Below are 17,729 nucleotides of genomic sequence, written 5' to 3'. Positions count from 1 at the left end.
GGCGAAGGGAGTCCAATTTCATGGGAAAAGAAGATTTTCAAAAGGTAAAGGTTTGGGCCGTGGTGGGAGCAACGGCGGATGAAGAGAAATATGGATATAAGGTTTTTGCGCATCTTATACAGAAAGGATACACGGTGTATCCTATTTCATTGAAATATGACTTTATAGGAGAGAGAAAGGCGTACACGTCACTGTATGAGCTTCCGGAGAAACCTGACGCAGTGAATCTTATTGTGAATCCAAAGGCGGGGATGGAAGCCATACAGGACTGTGCACGGCTGGGGATTCAGAAGGTTTGGATTCAGCCAGGAGCAGAGAGCCCTGAGATCTTGGAGTATGCAGAACAGAATGGGATCGAGGCCGTGCAGGGCTGTGTCCTGAGGGAATGGCCGTAAGGGAAATGGAGGCATAATGGATCAAAAGCGATTTGAGCGCGATATCACAGCATGTCAGTGCGAAATTCATCGATGGGAACAGCGATACAACCGGATTAGTGCCATCCGATTGCTTCTCTTTATAGTATCCCTAGGCGCATGCATCTTGCTGTGGAGGATTGAACCTCTATTGAGTGTGCTCTGTGCCGGAGTGGGGCTTCTATTGTTTATCTGCCTGATGAAATGGCATGGGGATAGCATGGAACAGTTGGCGCAGCAGAAGAGCCGGAAGGCTGTCCTCCAATGGCATCAGAGCCGTATGGGAGAGGAATGGCGTCAGGAGCAGACAGATTCTGGAGCAGAGTTCCTGTCCTCGGATTTTCCCCAGGCGGTTGATCTGGATCTGTTCGGCCCTAAGAGCCTGTATCACTATATCAGCACGGCCAACACTCCATGGGGGAGGGAGAAGCTGGAGGAGGCGCTGCGTGTCGGGATGACCTCGCCGACGGAGATCGCAAAGCGGCAGGCGGCGGTCTCAGAGCTGGTCCAGAAGCATGAGCTGGCGATGGAGCTGGAGGCCTTATCCCGTCGGGTGGCGGAGACGAAGAAAAATCCAGATATGGAAGGCTTCTTGCAGTATGCCCGGAGACAGCCGAAAGGACAATGGCCGGTAGCCCTGCGGATTTTCACATGGGGCCTGCCTCCTATCACCATTGCACTCTTCCTTCTGGGCCTGTGTCACATTCTCCCGTTGGCCGCTGGAAGTCTTTGTTTCGTGGTTCAGCTGGGATTTCTCTTCGTTGGGTACCGAAAGACCAACAGAATTTTGACTCCTTTATTTTCACTTCAGGATAGCCTCACGCCCTATGAGACCATTCTGCGGAGGTTAGAGCAGGAATCCTTTGACAGCGAGTCTCTTAGGGAATTGCAGGGACGGCTGCACGGCGGCGGCGCATCGGCTACCGCAGGAATTCAGAAGCTTGCTGGAATCGCCCAGGGGGTTTATCTGCGCTATAATCCGGTGGTGTATACTTTGGCCTGCGGTCTTCTGATGTGGAATTATCACATGGTGGAGGCGCTGGAGCGCTGGCGAAGGTGCTACGGAGCTCGGTTAGAGGGATGGCTGGAAGCTGTCGGAGATGCGGAGATGCTGTTGAGCCTCGGCACCCTATGCAGGATTAAAGATCAAACCTGTTTTCCTACCATCACACAGGATCAGGAGCCAGGCTTTGAAGCGGTGGATTTGGCGCATCCCCTGATTACTCAGGATAAGGTCGTAGCCAATAGCTTTTCTCTTCGCGCCCAAACTTGCATCCTAACCGGTTCCAATATGTCGGGGAAAACGACCTTCCTGCGATGCATCGGAGTGAATCTGACATTGGCTTACGCGGGCGGGCCAGTGTGTGCCACAGCGCTGTCGGCCTCCCGCATGAAAATTTTTACCTCCATGCGGATTCAGGATGATGTGAGCCAAGGGATCTCCACATTCTATGCGGAGATTTTGCGAATTAAAACCATGGTGGAGTATAGCAGAGAGAGGTTGCCAATGCTAGCGCTGGTGGACGAAATCTTTAAAGGCACAAACTCAGCGGACAGAGTGATAGGCGCCACGGAGGCGGCAAAGAAGCTGTCTCGCCCGTGGATTTGCTGTCTTATTTCAACCCATGATTTTGAACTGTGTGATTTGGAGAATGATCCGGAGATTCGCGCGGTCAATCACCATTTCACTGAGTATTATGAGGGGGACACAATCCGATTTGACTATCGGATCCAAGAAGGACGATGCCGTACCACCAATGCGAAACAGCTGTTGCGGATGGCGGGTATTTTAGAAACAGAAGACAGTTAAACTTTCGCTCATATAAGTGCCGCAAAGCGGCAGAATGGAGGAATCATCATGAGTACTATGAATCAAACGCCGCGTTCAGACAGAATCCACATTGCGCTGTTCGGGCGAAGAAATGTGGGAAAATCCAGCGTCATCAACGCTCTGACGAAACAGGAGATCTCCATCGTGTCTGACGTCAAGGGAACAACCACGGATCCCGTGTACAAAGCCATGGAGATTTTACCGCTGGGGCCAGTGGTGATCATCGATACGCCGGGGCTGGATGACGAGGGCACTCTGGGCGAGCTGCGGGTGCAGCGTACATACGATGTGCTGAATAAGACGGACTGCGCAATTTTGGTTGCGGATGTGAACCAGACGCCAGGAAAATGGGAGGAAGAGGCGATCCACAGAATTCGGGAAAAGAAAATTCCCATGGTCTGCGTCGTTAATAAATCCGATTTGTCAGAGGAAAAATCCGAAGCGCTCATGGAGTTTGAAAGGCGTCTGGGCGTGACGTTTCAATTTGTATCCGCGCAGTCGGGTGTAGGGCTGGAGAAGCTGAAAGAGGCCCTGATTTCCAATATACCGCAGGCAGAGCACCAGCGCCCGATTGTTTCGGATCTGATTCAGCCGGGGGATGTGGTGATTCTGGTGATTCCCATTGATGAGGCGGCGCCTAAAGGCCGTGTGATACTGCCACAGCAGCAGACGCTGCGGGATATTCTGGATCGGGGCGCCATTGCCATGGCCTGCCAGGACACGGAGTTGAAGCAGACGCTGGCTTCCCTGAAGACAAAGCCGAGGTTGGTGGTGACAGATTCCCAGGCTTTTGAACAGGTGGCGAGGGATACTCCGGATGATGTGCTCCTGACCTCGTTTTCCATCCTGTTCGCCCGGCATAAAGGGGAATTGAACCGGCTCATGGAAGGTGTCGAGGCGCTTCGCAGCCTTAAGGAGGGGGACCACATCCTCATAGCGGAAGGCTGTACGCACCATCGACAGTGCAATGATATTGGGACGGTGAAAATCCCGAAGATGCTAAAGGAGTATACTGGCAAAAACTTTGAATTTGAATTTTCCAGCGGCACCCGGTTTCCCCAGAATTTGCAGGAGTTTGCCTTCATCATCCACTGCGGAGCTTGTATGCTCAACCCGCGAGAGATGCAGTGGCGGATGTCGAAGGCGGAGGAGGCAGGAGTTCCCATGGTGAACTATGGGGTCTTCATCGCACAGGTCAAGGGAATTTTAGAGAGAAGTATGCAGATCTTTCGATCATAGGGTACTTCGAAACCAAGAAGGTATTGGCATGCCCTTTGCCAGTGCCTTTTTTATCCTATTGATGGTGATTTAGGTCTGGCAATTCCATGGATTCAATGCTATAATGAAACTTGACGGAAAGGAGAGGTACATTTTGGTTTTAGCCTTGCTAAGCGATATCCATGGAAACATTCACGCGCTGGATGCTTGCCTACAATGGATCCAGAAGGAAGAAATCGACGGAATTGTGTACGTTGGAGATTATGTCAGCGATTTTCCGCATTCCCATCAGGTTCTGACTCGAATTCGGGAGACCATGGGACAGTACCGGACGTGGATTGTGCGGGGCAACCGGGAACAGTATATGTTGGATTACCGGGACTGCGATACAAAAGAATGGAAATATGGCACATCCTACGGATCGCTGTTATATACCTATGAGTCTCTAGAGCCGGAGGATTTTGACTTCATGGAGCGTCTGCCCAGACAGACGCTAATTCGGATTCAAGGAACGGAACCTATACTCGTCACCCACGGCTCCCCGAGATCCATGCGGGATTTGTTGAATACGAAGGGGAAGGAGGAGCTGACGCAGCAGGTTCTCAATGAATTGCCGGTGCCGTATATGATCTGCGGGCACTCCCACAAACAGTTTATTCTACAGCAGGGGGATAAAGTTTTGATGAATCCTGGCTCCGTATGTTTTTCCATATCCGGCGATCCTGGTATTTCGTTTGCCACGATTGAGTGGGAAGGGGGGAGATGGATTCCCCAGCTGCGCCATCTGTCCTACAACATTGAGGATGTGATCGAGAGCTGCAAGACATCGGGGCTTATGGAAAAGGGATCTTTCTGGACGAGAGCGGTGGTGCAGAGCCTTCGCACAGGGGTCAACCACCAATTGCATATGGTAAAAGCCGCACAGCGCATTGCCAAGGAGGCGGGCGTGAGCGCGGAACTGGGCCAGATTCCGCTGTCAATCATGGAACAGGCCTTTTACGAAACGGGAATTGAGGAACCAAAGAAGGGAGATCTTTCTACATGAGTTTATATGATGAACAGTATCTGACAATTGCACAGAATATTCTGGATCATGGGTATTATGATACCAATCGGACAGGCGTCTCCACCTATAAGTTGCCCCATCAGAGTATGCAATTTGATCTAGAGCGGGAATTTCCGATCCTAACCACGAAAAAGGTGGCATTTAAGACCGCCGTTAGAGAACTGCTCTGGATTTTTAAGGAACAATCCAATGACGTGAAGCGGTTGCAGGAACAGAATGTCCATATCTGGGATGAATGGGAGATGGAGGATGGAACGATCGGAACCTCATATGGATGGGTTGTCCAAAAATTTCATCAGATGGATACACTGTTGGAACAGTTAAAAACGAATCCACAGGATCGAAGAATGATGCTAAACCTTTGGCAAATCCCATATTTGGATACGGGAGCGCTCTACCCCTGTTGTTTTCTCACCATGTGGGACGTGACAGATGGGCGGCTCAATTGTATGCTTGTTCAGCGCAGCGGGGACTGGGGACTGGGGGTTCCGTTCAATACCTCGCAGTATGCGGTGCTGGTACATTTGCTGGCCCAGGTGTCGAATTTGCGACCTGGCATGCTGACCCACGTGATCAATAATGCCCACATCTATGAGAATCAGGTGGAGGGAATCCGGCTGCAACTGACGAGACGGGCGGAGGCCTTTGAAGCGCCGGCTCTGTGGATCAATCCTGAGATTCAGGATTTTTATGCGTTTCAGATACAGGACATTAAGCTGATAGGATATAAGAGCCATGATAAAATCTCTATGGAGGTGGCAGTGTAATGATTAGCTTGATCGCGGCTGCCGGTGAGAATAATGAAATCGGGAAAGATGGGAGGATGCCCTGGAATCTGCCTGGGGATTTGCAGCATTTTAAAGCTCTGACACTGGGAAGGACAATGCTCATGGGCCGTAAAACATTTCAATCCCTGCCAGGAGTTCTTCCGAAACGGCAGCATATTATCGTCACAAGGGACGTCGATTTCTGCAATCCCCATCCAAGGGTTCAAGTGATTTCGGATTTGGCAGGCGCTTTGGAGCGCTATGAGGCGGAAGAGGAGGAGATCTTTGTCATAGGGGGAGGCCAGATTTACAAGGAGGCAATGCCCTACGCGTCTGTGATTTATCTGACGCGGATTCATAAAACCTATGACGCAGATGCCTTCTTTCCAGAGATTTCGCCGGAACACTGGATAATGGCCGACAGAGGGCCAAGTATGGAGGAGCATGATACGAGGTACGAGTTTATCACCTACCGGAGAAGAGAACTCCCCGTAAAAGGAGGAGAACAATCCCAATGATGATGGTGATTCCCACCCTGTTCGGCCTGGAAGGAATCGTGGCGGACGAGCTGCGCTGGAAGGGCTTTCAGGGAGTAGTTGCCGAAAATGGCAGGGTTTTTTTTGATGGAGATTTTCATGATGTGGCAAAGGCGAATATCCAAGTGCGCTGCGGGGAGCGTGTCCAGATTGTCCTGAATCGCTTCCGCGCAGAGAGCTTTGAAGCCCTATTTCAAGGGGTTAAGGCCATCGACTGGAAAGAATTTATTGGTCGGGACAATGCCTTTCCCGTCAAAGGCTGGTCGCTGAATTCAAAGCTGCACAGCGTGCCGGACTGTCAAAAGATTGTAAAGAAAGCCATCGTGGAAAAGCTGAAAGAGGCCTACGGACAGTCCTGGTTTGAGGAAACCGGCAGTCTCGTTCAGGTTCAATTTTCTATTCTGAAAGATGAAGCCCTGATTGTGTTAGATACATCTGGGCAAGGGCTTCACAAGCGCGGATACCGCCAGAATTCGAACATGGCTCCCATACGGGAAACGTTGGCGGCTGGAATTGTGGAATTGGCAAGGGTCCATCCGGATTCCATTGTCTGTGATCCATTCTGTGGGTCGGGAACCTTTGCCATCGAGTCTGCGATGAAGGCCATGAACATTGCGCCAGGGTTGCTGCGCCGCTTTGCCTGTGAGCAGTGGGATTCCTTCCCAAACCATATTTTTGCGCAGCAGAGAGAGCTGGCTCGAGATCAGATAAAAAAGGATGCGGATTTTCAGGCTTTTGCCTATGACGTCGATGAGCATTGCGTTTCCCTGACAAAGGAAAATGCCAAGAAGGCGCGCGTTGCCTCAAAAATTCGCGTGGAGAAGAGGGATGTGCGCCACTATGCCATGGGAACGGAAAAAGCCGTGGTCCTGTGCAACCCTCCTTACGGCGAGCGGATGTTTGAACGAAAAGAAGCGGAGACACTGTACGGTGTCATGGGCGTGGTCTTTGCTCCAAAGCCAAGACATTCCTACTATATCATCACACCCCATGAAAATTTTGAAGTCCTTTTCGGGCGGAAAGCAGACAAAAAGCGAAAGCTGTATAACGGAATGATTAAATGTGATCTGTATATGTATTTTCGGTGAAAGGCTTCGGACTCCGCAAGAATCGAGCCCAAAAGACGCCGGTTGCGCCGCACAGCGCGAATCCTACAAAGGCCAAGGCGCACCAGGAGAGCTGGGTGGTTTCCCAGCCATAGTGATCCAGCAGCGATCCAAATCCGTAGCCCGAGATTGCACTTCCGAGGTATGTCATAGAGTTTAAGATCCCTGTGATGGTTGATACTTTTCCATAGGGGGTAAACCGGATGGGGATCAGGGATATTACCATGATATTGACGCCGTGCATGGCGCTTGTCATAAGGCCGAGGAGCAGAAGCGCGAGGGCGAGATGAAGGTGACCCAATACTAGATTCAAGATCACGCTGATCAGCGTGAGCATAAAGAAGAAGCTAGCGGTTAACACCTCATTTCGAAAAAGCCGCTGATTGATATAGTGCGCGCCGTAAACGCCGGCCAGGTTGATGATCGGAATGGCCATTGTTAGGGCGATGGACACGGCAGGCGGCGTCATAAACGTATTGTTCAGGAAGGTTGGAGTCCAGGACATAATGCCATCTTTCAGACATCCATGTAGCGCGGCGGCTAGACCAACCGCCAGTATGATGAGAAGCATCCGGACCGGCAAGGAGGACGTGTGACGGTCCGGTTTTTCTATGTCGGCAGTTAGAATTTCCTCGTCATCCACAAAGGAAGCCTTTTTTTCAAGATGAGACAGTCCCACCTGCCACAGAATCACGGCAATGAGCATAAAAGCGCCGCCTGCGAAAAAGACAGCGCGCCAGCCGGTCCACGCCACAAGAAGGCTACACATTAGATAGGCGACAATCGTTCCCGCAGGGGAGGTGGTGGACATATGGACAAGCAGCTTTTCGCAGTCGCAAAAGCGCAGATATTCCGACAAAGTGCGGAGAAGAGGCGACCAGACCATGGACTGTGCAACGCCATTGATTCCCCAGACGACGAGCATCATGACATAGGAGCTGGATACCCCCATTCCGAGGTTAGCGGCGACAGAGAGACTAAGCCCAAGAGAGACGAGGCGCTTAGGGTTTATATGATCCCCGGCAAAGCCATTGACGACCTGTCCCAAACCATATGCGAAAAAGAAAGCACTGCTGATAAGCCCTACCTGGGCGTTGGTGATCCCTTGTGCTGTGATGAGCTCCGCCATGACAGCGGTAAAATTTAGACGGCCCAGATAGGTGCAAAAATACATGAGCCAACAGATCCAAAAAAACTGATGAATTTGCGCAGGTAGGTGAAGTTTTTTCATAGAAGCCTCCAGTTCCTGATGTGTTAAAATGTTGTAATATGATTATAATACAATATTTTAACACAAAAATCAATATAAAACCAAAAAAATGCGCAAATAAAAAGTTCGCTTTCGCGAACTTTTCTAGATCCGCCGCACAGCGGACTTTCCTATAGACAAATTACACCCTGTGGGTATATCCTATTCCTCGGTTCGAGATAGAATTCTTTCAATCCGCAAAAGTTCTTCCTTTGAAAATTCGAGATTGCGAAGGAAGCCTGCGGAATCCTCCAGCTGCTCTGGGCGGCTAGCACCCACGAGAACGGATGTAACGCCAGGATTTCGATATACCCAGGAAAGGGCCATCTGAGCCAATGTCTGATTGCGCTCCAGCGCCATATTGTGAAGAGTTCGGATTTTTACCGACATGCCAGGTGTAATATCGTCCCGCTTCAAAAAGGGAGAGGTGGTTTTTGCAGCGCGGGAGTCTTGCGGGATTCCTTCGAGGTATCGTTCTGTCAAAAGACCTTGTGCCAGAGGGGAGAATGCGATGAAGCCAACGCCATCTCTTTCCAGGTGATCCAGCAGGCCCTCTTCCGGTTGACGGTTGAGCATGGAATACCGACCTTGATGAATCAGCAAGGGGGTTCCCAAATCCCGCAGTATGCGGATGGCTTTTTTTGTTTCATCTGCGCTGTAATTCGAGATTCCGATATACAGGGCTTTTCCCTGGCGCACGATATGGTCGAGTGCCGCCATAGTCTCCTCCAGAGGGGTTTCCGGATCCGGGCGGTGATGATAAAAAATATCCACATAGTCTAATCCCAGTCGCAGAAGGCTCTGATCTAAACTCGATATGAGATATTTGCGCGATCCCCAGTCACCGTACGGGCCGGGCCACATAGTATACCCTGCCTTGGTGGAGATGATAAGTTCATCGCGGTGAGAGGCAAAGTCATCTTTCAAAATGCGGCCGAAGGTTTCTTCCGCCCCACCGGGAGGGGGACCATAGTTGTTGGCGAGATCAAAATGCGTAATGCCGAGATCAAAGGCCTTTCGAGCGATGGCGGCGCTAACCTCAAAGGAGTCAGCGCGGCCGAAGTTGTGCCAGAGCCCTAAAGAGAGAGCTGGCAGTTTTAGACCGCTGACGCCGCATCGGTTATAGGTCATGCTGTCATAGCGGGTATCGTCGGGAGTATAGTGCATGTGCAATCCCTTCTTTCTTTAATTTTGAATTCCTTCAACCCTGAGATATGGTTCCTGTTTTTCAATCGGTACAATTGAAATATAGTATACCATGGCCTCCGGCCATGATATAGCTCCGCAGCTTGCACACGTCCGCGCAGCGGATTGTTCGCTTCGCTCACCGCGCGGCCGGCGCGTATAATCGCTAATGCGATTATTATACCATATTTGCTAGCCTGTGACAAGGATTCTCGAAATAATGGAGAGTTTCGGAACAGAATTTGCACATTGATTGGACTTATGGCGTGCTTTGGGACTTGCATTTTTTTCCTATCAATGGTATGATGATATCCAATGCATAAGGATGGGAAGAATAAGGAAACGAGCGGATGGGCAGACCTGGCCTGCGCCGTCGAAGTGAACCATGACGAATAGATGTCAAGACAAATAATTGAAGGAGATGGATTGATCATGGAACAGGAAACAAATTGTACCCATAATTGTGAAAGCTGCGGCGAGAATTGTTCCTCCCGAGACCCGAAGAGTTTTATCGAAGCGCCCCATGCAAAAAGCAGCATAAAGAAGGTAATTGCGATTGTCAGCGGAAAGGGTGGGGTCGGAAAGTCCATGGTAACCTCGACGCTGGCTGTAGCGATGAAGAAAGCGGGGTATGCCGTCGGTGTTTTGGATGCGGATATTACGGGGCCCTCGATTCCCAAAGCCTTTGGCGTAAAGGAGGCAGCCGCCTGCGAAGAGGGGCTTCTGCCTGGAAAAAGCAATGGCGGTATTCAAATCATGTCTGTCAATCTCCTGTTGAACGATGAGACAGACCCTGTCGTGTGGAGAGGTCCGATTTTGGCCGGAACGGTGAAACAATTTTGGACCGACGTCATTTGGGATTCCGTTGACTACCTCCTGGTGGATATGCCGCCAGGAACAGGCGATGTACCGCTGACGGTCTTTCAATCTTTGCCGCTGGACGGGATCATCGTGGTGACATCCCCACAGGAGCTGGTGTCGATGATCGTGGCCAAGGCCGTCAATATGGCGAAAATGATGAACATTCCTGTATTAGGTCTGATTGAAAATATGAGCTATGTCAAATGTCCCGACTGTGGCAAGAAGATCGCACTGTTCGGGGAGAGCCATTTGGATGAGACGGCGGCTCGATACAAGCTGGATATTCTGGGCCGAATGCCCATCGACCCGGAACTCGCGGCTACCTGTGACAGAGGTGAGATAGAGGCGATGGAGTGTGAGTATCTTCCCGGCGCAGTCTCAGCCCTGAAAGGTCTGCTTTCGGAGGAATAAGCCAAGCTGCCCTGACTGGAGTGATAAACGGACGCCACTGCTATTGCCGCAACAATCGCAGTGGCGTCCGTTTTTATCCTATAGGAAGGTCTGACGCGGGTTTTCGTAGTTCCCCCCTTATTTGAGGTTCTTAAGATTTATTAAAAAAAGGGGCAACAGTTGTGAAAAAAAACAGGCTGTGCTATAATAAATATGGGTGTGAATCTTAGGGCGAGGAAGGATAGGAGAGATGGAGAGAGAACAGGGCCGCTGGAAGAGCAGACTGCTGGACATAGTGATCTATCTGTCATATATGCTGGTTGGCGGTGTGCTCGGTTATATTGTGGCCTTTCGCTATCGGCCTGGGGACGGGGCTGTCCTGTTTCTGGGGAAGATTGTTCTGCTGGTTGCTTCTCTATATGTGGCTGTCTATGCGCAGATTTTGTTTCATGAGCTGGGACATCTTTTTTGGGGAAAAATTAGCGGCTATCGTTTTATCTTTTTTCGTTTTGCATCCTGCACCGTCGCGAGGGAAGGCGGGCATCTGCGGATAAGAAGGCTGAACGTGCCTGGTACCAGTGGTCAATGTCTGATGAGTCCTCCGGACAGAGCGCTGGAGAATACTCCATTTGTCGCCTACTTTTTGGGGGGATGCTTCTGTAATCTCCTGACAGGAGGTATTTCTTTGGCGGCCTATGGTTTCTTGCCGCATCGCCAGGGATCCCTGCTATCCTCTCTTTTCCTGTGTATGGCTATCGTCGGCTTCTTGTTTGCTTTTTTAAACGGAATCCCTTTACATATCGGTGGAATAGCGAATGACGGGATGAACGTCCGAAAGATGTCACACAGCGCGGATGTGCGGCAAGCGGTTTTCCACCAGACAAGATTGGCGGTTCTTCTCTCAGAAGGGCAGCCGCTGACCGATTTTCCGGATTCGCTCTTTCAGCTTCCATCAGAAACACCGGATATTTCAGAAGAAAATATAGCGACACTCAAGATGATGGAATATTCGATTCGTTTCTATCAAAAGGAGTATACGAAAGCAGGGGCACTCCTAGGGGAGCTCTACCGCGCGCGGGACTCTCTTCCCATGTTCATCCAGCAGGAGCTGAGTGGGGAGCTATTGTTTTATTACGCCTACCTCCGCCGTGACCGGCAGAGGGCTCGTCAACTCTTTACCGACGATCTGGAGGAATACCTGGTAAAGCAGGCAACATTGGAGAAAAAGCGCATTTTGGCTTCGTATCTTTTATTCGTTGAAAAGGATAAAGAGCAGGGAGAGAAGATGTTGCATAGCGCATGGAGAGCGGCAAAATACAGTCTGTATCCCGCGGCAGTGGAAGCGGAAAAGGAAATGCTTGCCGGGATGGGCGCTGAAATTCGAGAATGGACGCAGGAGGATTGGCAATACTAGCTTTAGATTCTGTAAGCGAAAGGCGGAACTAAAGCGATGGGAAAAAAATGGTCGCGTCCAGTGCGGTGGTTTCTATTCTTTGCTGGCCTTATACTAGTGTATCAGTTAGCGTGTCATATGCCCCTTCTGGTGGATGCGGTTTGTAGGTTTTTTAGGATCATCGCACCCTTTCTAGTGGGATTCGTGCTGGCGTATCTCCTGCAGATCCCTTGTATTAAGATTGAACAGAGATTCCAAGCATCCTCAAATAGATTTTTAAAGAAGCGAGCCCGGACTCTGAGCGTATGGACTGTCCTCGTTGGACTGATCTTACTCCTCGCCGCGATGGTCAGCATCGTGGCACCGGGCGTCATGAAGGGAATCCAAGGAGTCATTGACGCACTGCCGGAATACTATGGACAAGTCAAAAAATGGGTACAGGCCGTCAACAACAGTCGATTGCTAGACTTTCAGATTGATCTCGATGCTCTTCTAGGGAGGGTCTCCTTCGAAGAGAAAATTCAGTCGATCATGAAATCTGAGAATGCCGCCGCCTACGCACAAGGGCTGGTTGGCGCGTCGAGGTTTATCGTAAACGCGGTTTTGGCATTTATCACCGCGGTCTATATATTGCTCTACCGCCGTCAATTAAAGCGGATGGCAGTGATGCTACTGGATTTGGCGATGCCGAAGAAGCATCAGGAGTTATTGATTCGATATATGGGCAAGATCCATGAGTACTTCGCTAAATTTGTGCTCTGTCAGTTGTTGGATGCAGGGCTTCTGGGAGCCGTTATGACGGTCATCTTTTATTTAGCCGGAGTGGAGTATGCAGCGCTGCTAGGGCCCCTAGTCGGCGTTGGAAATTTGATTCCGTGCTTTGGCGCCATCATCGCCGGGGGCGTGGCTGTGCTCGTCATCCTCTTGACTGACGGGGTGAGTGCGGCAATTATCGCAGGGATTTTGCTCATCGCGGCGCAGCAGATCGATGGCAATATCGTGCAGCCCAAACTGCTAAGCGGTTCGCTAAAGCTCAATCCGCTGCTGGTCATTATCGCGATCACAGTCGGCGGCGCCTATTTTGGATTATTGGGAATGCTTATGGCGATCCCTGTGGCAGCGCTGCTGAAAACCATTGTGCTCGATCTGATCCAGTACAAGCATGATAAGAAAATATCCTCGATCAAGGATGGATTGGAGATTACACAGAGTCATGAGAAAGGGTAAAGTGCGGGCCGTCATATCGTGGGCCGCTGTATTGATTTGGATGGTCGTTATCTTCTTATTTTCAGCGCAGAATGGGGCGCAGTCCGGCGATTTAAGTGGATCCCTCCTGGAGAAGATCCTTGCCTTTTTTCATTTTTCAACGGAACAGACGGACTTTTGGGAAATGATTCTGCGGAAAGGGGCTCATTTTGGCGTTTATTTTATTCTCGCCATCTTATTGGCAGTCGCGTTCCGCGCATCCGGGGTCTCACTGCGAAAAGGGATCGGGCTTGCGCTGTTACTATCGGCCGCCTACGCGGTCACAGATGAGGTCCATCAATACTTCGTGCCTGGCCGGGCGATGCGTGCCTTTGATGTATTCATTGACACATGCGGTGCGGCGACAGGCTTATTGTTGTATTTGGCAGCCCGCTTTGGGATCCATGGTGTGAGGCAGCGCCGGCGAGCCAACCAACACATGAAGACAGGGGAATAGAAGATGGCCGCCTTGCGGCGGCCTTGTATAGCGGCAGCCGATTTGCCTGGCCGTCATTTTGAAACCACTATGTGTGAGGAGGAAAATCTGTGAAAGTATTATCGATTGCAATACCCTGCTATAACTCGGAGGCGTACATGAAACGGGCCATATCGACACTGCTGACGGGCGGGGACGATGTTGAGATTTTAATCGTCGATGATGGATCTAAGGATAAAACAGCCCAGATTGCAGACGCCTACGCAGCGAAATATCCGACGATCGTCAAGGCGATTCACCAGGAGAACGGCGGTCACGGGGAGGCGGTCAATGCTGGGCTGCGCAACGCGACAGGTGCCTACTTCAAGGTTGTGGACAGCGATGACTGGGTGAATACGGAAGCCTACGCTCAGATTTTGGACGTTCTGCGCTCTATGCTCCAAGGGCAAAAGAATCTGGATTTGCTGATTTCGAATTTTGTCTATGAGAAGCAGGGGGCGAAGCGCAAGCGCGTCATGAGCTATCGGTCGGCCCTTCCGCAGAATCGGATCTTTACATGGCGGGATATCCGTCTATTCCGCACAGGCCAGTATATTCTAATGCATTCCGTTATCTATCGGACGCAGCTTTTGCGGGACTGTGGTCTGGAGCTGCCGAAACATACCTTCTACGTGGACAATCTGTTTGTCTATGAGCCGCTGCCACATGTCAAGACGATGTACTATCTAAATGTGAATTTCTACCGCTATTTCATCGGGCGGGAGGATCAGTCGGTCAACGAACAGGTTATGATCAAGCGAATTGACCAACAGATTTTAGTCAATAAACTGATGATGGATATTCCGATTATGGATTTGGCGCCGCGGAAGCTGCGAAAATATATGTTAAATTATCTGGCGATCATTACCACAGTATCCTCAATCCTGGCGATTAAATCCGATCTGCCGGAAAATATGGCGAAAAAGAAAGAATTGTGGGAGTATATGAAGGCCAAAGATGTTCGGCTCTACCGGCGGCTTCGGCACACGGTCATGGGAATCGGGGTGAGTCTGAAGGGAAAGGCGGGGCGGAAATTTCAGCTGGCCTGCTATAAGATCTCACAAAAGATCTATGGGTTTAATTAAAATCTATGAAAGTTTGACAAAAAAGCTCCCCTAGGATGGAACGATGCAACATCATCCTAGAGGAGTTTTTTTTGGAGAAAGTCCGCCGAGGGCGGACATAATTCTATAATCTTGGGGGGATATCAGCCTCAACCCCCGTACTGTTTCTCCTTTTGTGAAAGCGGCGAAAAAGCATGGTGTAATCAGTTGCGTAGACAAGTTTATACATGATACCACTCAAAATCAACGCACAGATCACGTCGAAAGCGGAATGCTGCTTTAAAAACATGGTGGACAGCGTGATGGAGACCATCAAGACCAGGGAGCCGTATCGAATCCATCGGTTTGTCCCCAACTTTTTATTTTTGCAGATGGCGATATGGGCTGCGATGGAGTTGAAGGCATGAATGCTGGGACATACATTGGTCGGCGTGTCAGTGGAATACAGGTACCGCACCAGATCCGTGAGGAGATTCTCCCGTGGAAATTGATTCGGACGCAGATCCTGACCATTGGGCCATATGCTGTAGATGATGAGGCATATGGTCATTCCGATGAAAAGAAACGCCGTGTATCGATAGTACTCTTCCCGCGGCGCGGCAAAAAAGAAGTACAGCACGGAGATCGCGATATAGAGAAACCACAACAGGTAGGGGATGACAAAGAACTCGTTAAAAGGAATCCAGTCATCCAACCATATGTGAACGCTGTGATACTGTGTTGTCACTGTGTTTTCTAGTATTAAAAACCAAGCCATGTATACAAAAAAATAGAGAAGGACCCAAGCATGACGGTACTTCTTAAAAAATTCTTTCAAGCTGCGTCAATCCTTTCTTAGTCTCACTGCAATCTATGTTTCGATGCCTTATTATAGCACAACACAGCTTTGAAAAGCAAGATACTTAAGGTTAAATTAAGAAACAAGACGGAGGCATAGCTATTGAAAATGAGGGCGAAATATGATACAGTGTCAATAGAGGCATTGCCGGCAGAGGATGTGGAGTTGCCGCGCGGTGGCATGAGAAGGAGATGAGGAAATGCCGGAGACGGAATATCAGTGGAGTGATCGGAAGCGGACTTTGTTCGGCCTGCCCTGGTCCTTTACAAAGTACATGGTTACAGTGGAAAAATTGCTGATTCGGACAGGTGTGTTCAGCATTCGCGAGGAGGAGGTACGCCTGTACCGCATTATGGATTTGACATTGAAGCGGTCCTTTGGACAGCGGATTTTTGGAGTGGGAACAATTCATTGCTGTTCAGCGGATAAGTCGACGCCTGAATTTGACATTCAAAGTGTCAAGCGCCCGTCTTTTGTCAAGGATTTGCTATCCGATCTTGTGGAGCAGGAGCGGGACCGCAAACGGATCGCGGGCCGCGAATATTTGATGGATGACGCCGAGGATGACCTGGACATGCACGAATAGGTTTGGAAGAACAGAAGAGCGCTCGTTTCCAAAGGGGAGAAGGGCGCTCTTTTGTTGATACTCCGCGGTTCAATTGAAATTTGACACATATAGCGCAGCCACGACATATACTGAGATATGACAATAGTATGGATGGAGGTTGCCCATGAATTCCATAGGCGCAGATTCTCGTGGAACAATAACGCGTGACAGATTTGTCTGGCACATTCGAAATGCTTTGGTCGAGGAAGTTAACACGGACAGCGGAAGAAGAACTGGTACGATACTCATTTCCTATGCGGTCAGAGGACAAAATAACATGACCTATATCGAACTTCTGAGATTAAATGTAACGAGCAATACACTCATCAGGAATCAAATCGGCTTGCCGGTGAGTCTGCATGAGATCCGCCCTGGGATGTGGCTGGATGTTGACTTTTCTCCATTTTTGCCAAACAGCCGTCCGCCGCAGACCAATGCCTTCCAGATCGTCGTGCTGCGGAGAGGGCAGAATCCACAGCCGCCAGCTCCCCCTTCAAGATTGACAAGGACGGACCGGATTGTCCATGTCGATCCAAGACATCATGTTTTTCTTGTAGGAGATCCCCGCGATATCAGCAAGCAAATGAGATTTACTGTCACGAATGAAACTGTGATTTTAGACAGAAATGGCAGGCCAATTCCATTGCAGGCCTTACGCGCAGGTCAGTTGGTTGAAGTCACACATGCCGATTTTCAGACAATGAGCATACCACCACAGACTGTGGCCTTCCGGGTCCAGGTTCTTTAGGTCCGAATTTTCTTTGAAAAGATTCCAAGCAGGAGCGACAGCAAACCGATAACTGGATACGCTCCGCAGAGCAGCATTTTAGAAGTTCTGCGGAGCGTCCCGCCTGGAAACAGCTGATACTGCGCAGCCTTGAACGGGAGGAATTCAATATCTGCAGGGTTTACCGTGCGGAAAGCGAGACATAATGTAAGAAAGCTATATAGGAGAGGGGTAGAGGCAGCGGAAACGCACTGCCTCTTATCGGCTATGGCTTTAAATCTAAAACGGATGATAAAATGTTTGGAGTGATGCCAGGAGGCATCTTTTTTTGTGTCAGTTGTCAACCAACAAACACTGGGTTATGTAGAGAAAAGAAATTATATAAGGTTTGTCATCAGCTCGATTTTGGCCCGAAGTCGCATAGCGCAGTTTAGCGGCGGCGAGGTCCGAAGTGCCGGGTTTGGGGAGGCTCCCCAACAAGCCGTTTTGTGAAATCTTGAAAATAGTGGGAACAAAAAACAATCTGTTTATTTATCCGGTATAATAGATCGGTACAATAAGAGGGTAATATTAAGTGCCGGAGGGATAAAAATGAAACGACAAAAACTACAGGAAAGCATGATACCGCCATACGAGACAGCCTTACAGGAAGCGGAGAAAAGCGCGGCCACTATGGAAAAATACCTGCACCATGTCCGGCAGTTTGTCGCCCACGATGCGGGCCGAAGGATTGACAAGGCTTTGGTACTGGAATACAA

The 17,729-nt window shown here is 49.9% G+C and carries 17 protein-coding genes; 14 read left to right on the top strand and 3 right to left on the bottom strand.

Annotated features, from left to right (window positions below; genetic code table 11):
* The first annotated feature begins 20 nt into the window (after nucleotides 1-20).
* The 7 genes from H8730_RS13810 to H8730_RS13780 all read left to right on the top strand — a co-directional run bounded on the left by H8730_RS13810 (nucleotide 21) and on the right by H8730_RS13780 (nucleotide 6,919).
* Nucleotides 21-395 (top strand): CoA-binding protein, encoded by a 375-nt coding sequence (locus tag H8730_RS13810; RefSeq protein WP_177714930.1) that lies wholly within the window; start codon nucleotides 21-23, stop codon nucleotides 393-395.
* A 16-nt stretch (nucleotides 396-411) separates the two neighbouring features.
* Nucleotides 412-2,223, top strand: a complete 1,812-nt coding sequence (locus tag H8730_RS13805; RefSeq protein ID WP_249289988.1) for a MutS-related protein — start codon at nucleotides 412-414, stop codon at nucleotides 2,221-2,223.
* 48 nt (nucleotides 2,224-2,271) lie between these two features.
* Nucleotides 2,272-3,483 carry a [FeFe] hydrogenase H-cluster maturation GTPase HydF gene (gene hydF / locus H8730_RS13800; protein WP_249289986.1) on the top strand — a complete coding sequence of 404 codons (1,212 nt, stop codon included), beginning with the start codon at nucleotides 2,272-2,274 and terminating at the stop codon, nucleotides 3,481-3,483.
* A gap of 133 nt (nucleotides 3,484-3,616) precedes the next feature.
* Complete coding sequence (locus tag H8730_RS13795; RefSeq protein WP_177714926.1) at nucleotides 3,617-4,507, top strand: metallophosphoesterase family protein; 891 nt, start codon at nucleotides 3,617-3,619, stop codon at nucleotides 4,505-4,507.
* Nucleotides 4,504-5,295, top strand: coding sequence for a thymidylate synthase (locus H8730_RS13790; protein ID WP_177714924.1), 792 nt, complete (start codon nucleotides 4,504-4,506; stop codon nucleotides 5,293-5,295). The genes H8730_RS13795 and H8730_RS13790 overlap by 4 nt, the downstream gene beginning before the upstream one ends.
* Nucleotides 5,295-5,813, top strand: coding sequence for a dihydrofolate reductase (locus H8730_RS13785; RefSeq protein ID WP_177714923.1), 519 nt, complete (start codon nucleotides 5,295-5,297; stop codon nucleotides 5,811-5,813). Before H8730_RS13790 ends, H8730_RS13785 begins: the two co-directional genes overlap by 1 nt.
* A complete protein-coding gene (locus H8730_RS13780) occupies nucleotides 5,810-6,919 on the top strand; it encodes a THUMP domain-containing class I SAM-dependent RNA methyltransferase (protein ID WP_177714921.1) in 1,110 nt (369 codons plus the stop codon). Before H8730_RS13785 ends, H8730_RS13780 begins: the two co-directional genes overlap by 4 nt.
* Here the strand turns inward: H8730_RS13780 and H8730_RS13775 are convergent.
* Together H8730_RS13775 and mgrA are read right to left on the bottom strand one after the other, a co-directional pair.
* Complete coding sequence (locus H8730_RS13775; protein ID WP_177714920.1) at nucleotides 6,888-8,168, bottom strand: MFS transporter; 1,281 nt, start codon at nucleotides 8,166-8,168, stop codon at nucleotides 6,888-6,890. The two genes, H8730_RS13780 and H8730_RS13775, sit on opposite strands and share 32 nt — an antisense overlap.
* A 180-nt stretch (nucleotides 8,169-8,348) precedes the next feature.
* Nucleotides 8,349-9,353 (bottom strand): L-glyceraldehyde 3-phosphate reductase, encoded by a 1,005-nt coding sequence (mgrA, locus tag H8730_RS13770; protein ID WP_177714918.1) that lies wholly within the window; start codon nucleotides 9,351-9,353, stop codon nucleotides 8,349-8,351.
* Between the two features lie 450 nt (nucleotides 9,354-9,803).
* Here mgrA and H8730_RS13765 point away from each other — a divergent pair, with 450 nt between their 5' ends.
* The 5 genes from H8730_RS13765 (at nucleotide 9,804) to H8730_RS13745 (ending at nucleotide 14,820) form a co-directional block, all read left to right on the top strand.
* Nucleotides 9,804-10,643, top strand: coding sequence for an Mrp/NBP35 family ATP-binding protein (locus H8730_RS13765; RefSeq protein ID WP_177714916.1), 840 nt, complete (start codon nucleotides 9,804-9,806; stop codon nucleotides 10,641-10,643).
* Between the two features lie 229 nt (nucleotides 10,644-10,872).
* Nucleotides 10,873-12,036 (top strand): zinc metalloprotease, encoded by a 1,164-nt coding sequence (locus H8730_RS13760; RefSeq protein ID WP_177714914.1) that lies wholly within the window; start codon nucleotides 10,873-10,875, stop codon nucleotides 12,034-12,036.
* A gap of 36 nt (nucleotides 12,037-12,072) precedes the next feature.
* Complete coding sequence (locus H8730_RS13755) at nucleotides 12,073-13,242, top strand: AI-2E family transporter (RefSeq protein WP_177714912.1); 1,170 nt, start codon at nucleotides 12,073-12,075, stop codon at nucleotides 13,240-13,242.
* Nucleotides 13,229-13,717 (top strand): VanZ family protein, encoded by a 489-nt coding sequence (locus tag H8730_RS13750; RefSeq protein ID WP_177714910.1) that lies wholly within the window; start codon nucleotides 13,229-13,231, stop codon nucleotides 13,715-13,717. Before H8730_RS13755 ends, H8730_RS13750 begins: the two co-directional genes overlap by 14 nt.
* An 89-nt stretch (nucleotides 13,718-13,806) precedes the next feature.
* Nucleotides 13,807-14,820, top strand: coding sequence for a glycosyltransferase (locus H8730_RS13745; RefSeq protein WP_177714908.1), 1,014 nt, complete (start codon nucleotides 13,807-13,809; stop codon nucleotides 14,818-14,820).
* A 103-nt stretch (nucleotides 14,821-14,923) separates the two neighbouring features.
* Here H8730_RS13745 and H8730_RS13740 read toward each other — a convergent pair whose 3' ends face one another.
* A complete protein-coding gene (locus tag H8730_RS13740; RefSeq protein WP_346726583.1) occupies nucleotides 14,924-15,526 on the bottom strand; it encodes a phosphatase PAP2 family protein in 603 nt (200 codons plus the stop codon).
* Nucleotides 15,527-15,836: 310 nt separating this feature from the next.
* Between H8730_RS13740 and H8730_RS13735 the strand changes: the two genes are divergently transcribed.
* A complete protein-coding gene (locus H8730_RS13735) occupies nucleotides 15,837-16,223 on the top strand; it encodes a PH domain-containing protein (RefSeq protein WP_177714904.1) in 387 nt (128 codons plus the stop codon).
* Nucleotides 16,224-16,368: 145 nt separating this feature from the next.
* Nucleotides 16,369-16,992: a hypothetical protein gene (locus H8730_RS13730; RefSeq protein WP_249289984.1), complete on the top strand. Its 624-nt coding sequence runs from the start codon at nucleotides 16,369-16,371 to the stop codon at nucleotides 16,990-16,992.
* Nucleotides 16,993-17,729 lie beyond the last annotated feature (737 nt).

The organism is Bianquea renquensis, from assembly GCF_014384895.1.
GTDB classification, from domain to species: Bacteria; Bacillota; Clostridia; order Lachnospirales; family Bianqueaceae; genus Bianquea; species Bianquea renquensis.
The sequence above is the reverse complement of the archived record's forward strand: the minus strand, read 5'-3'. Positions and strand labels throughout refer to the sequence as shown.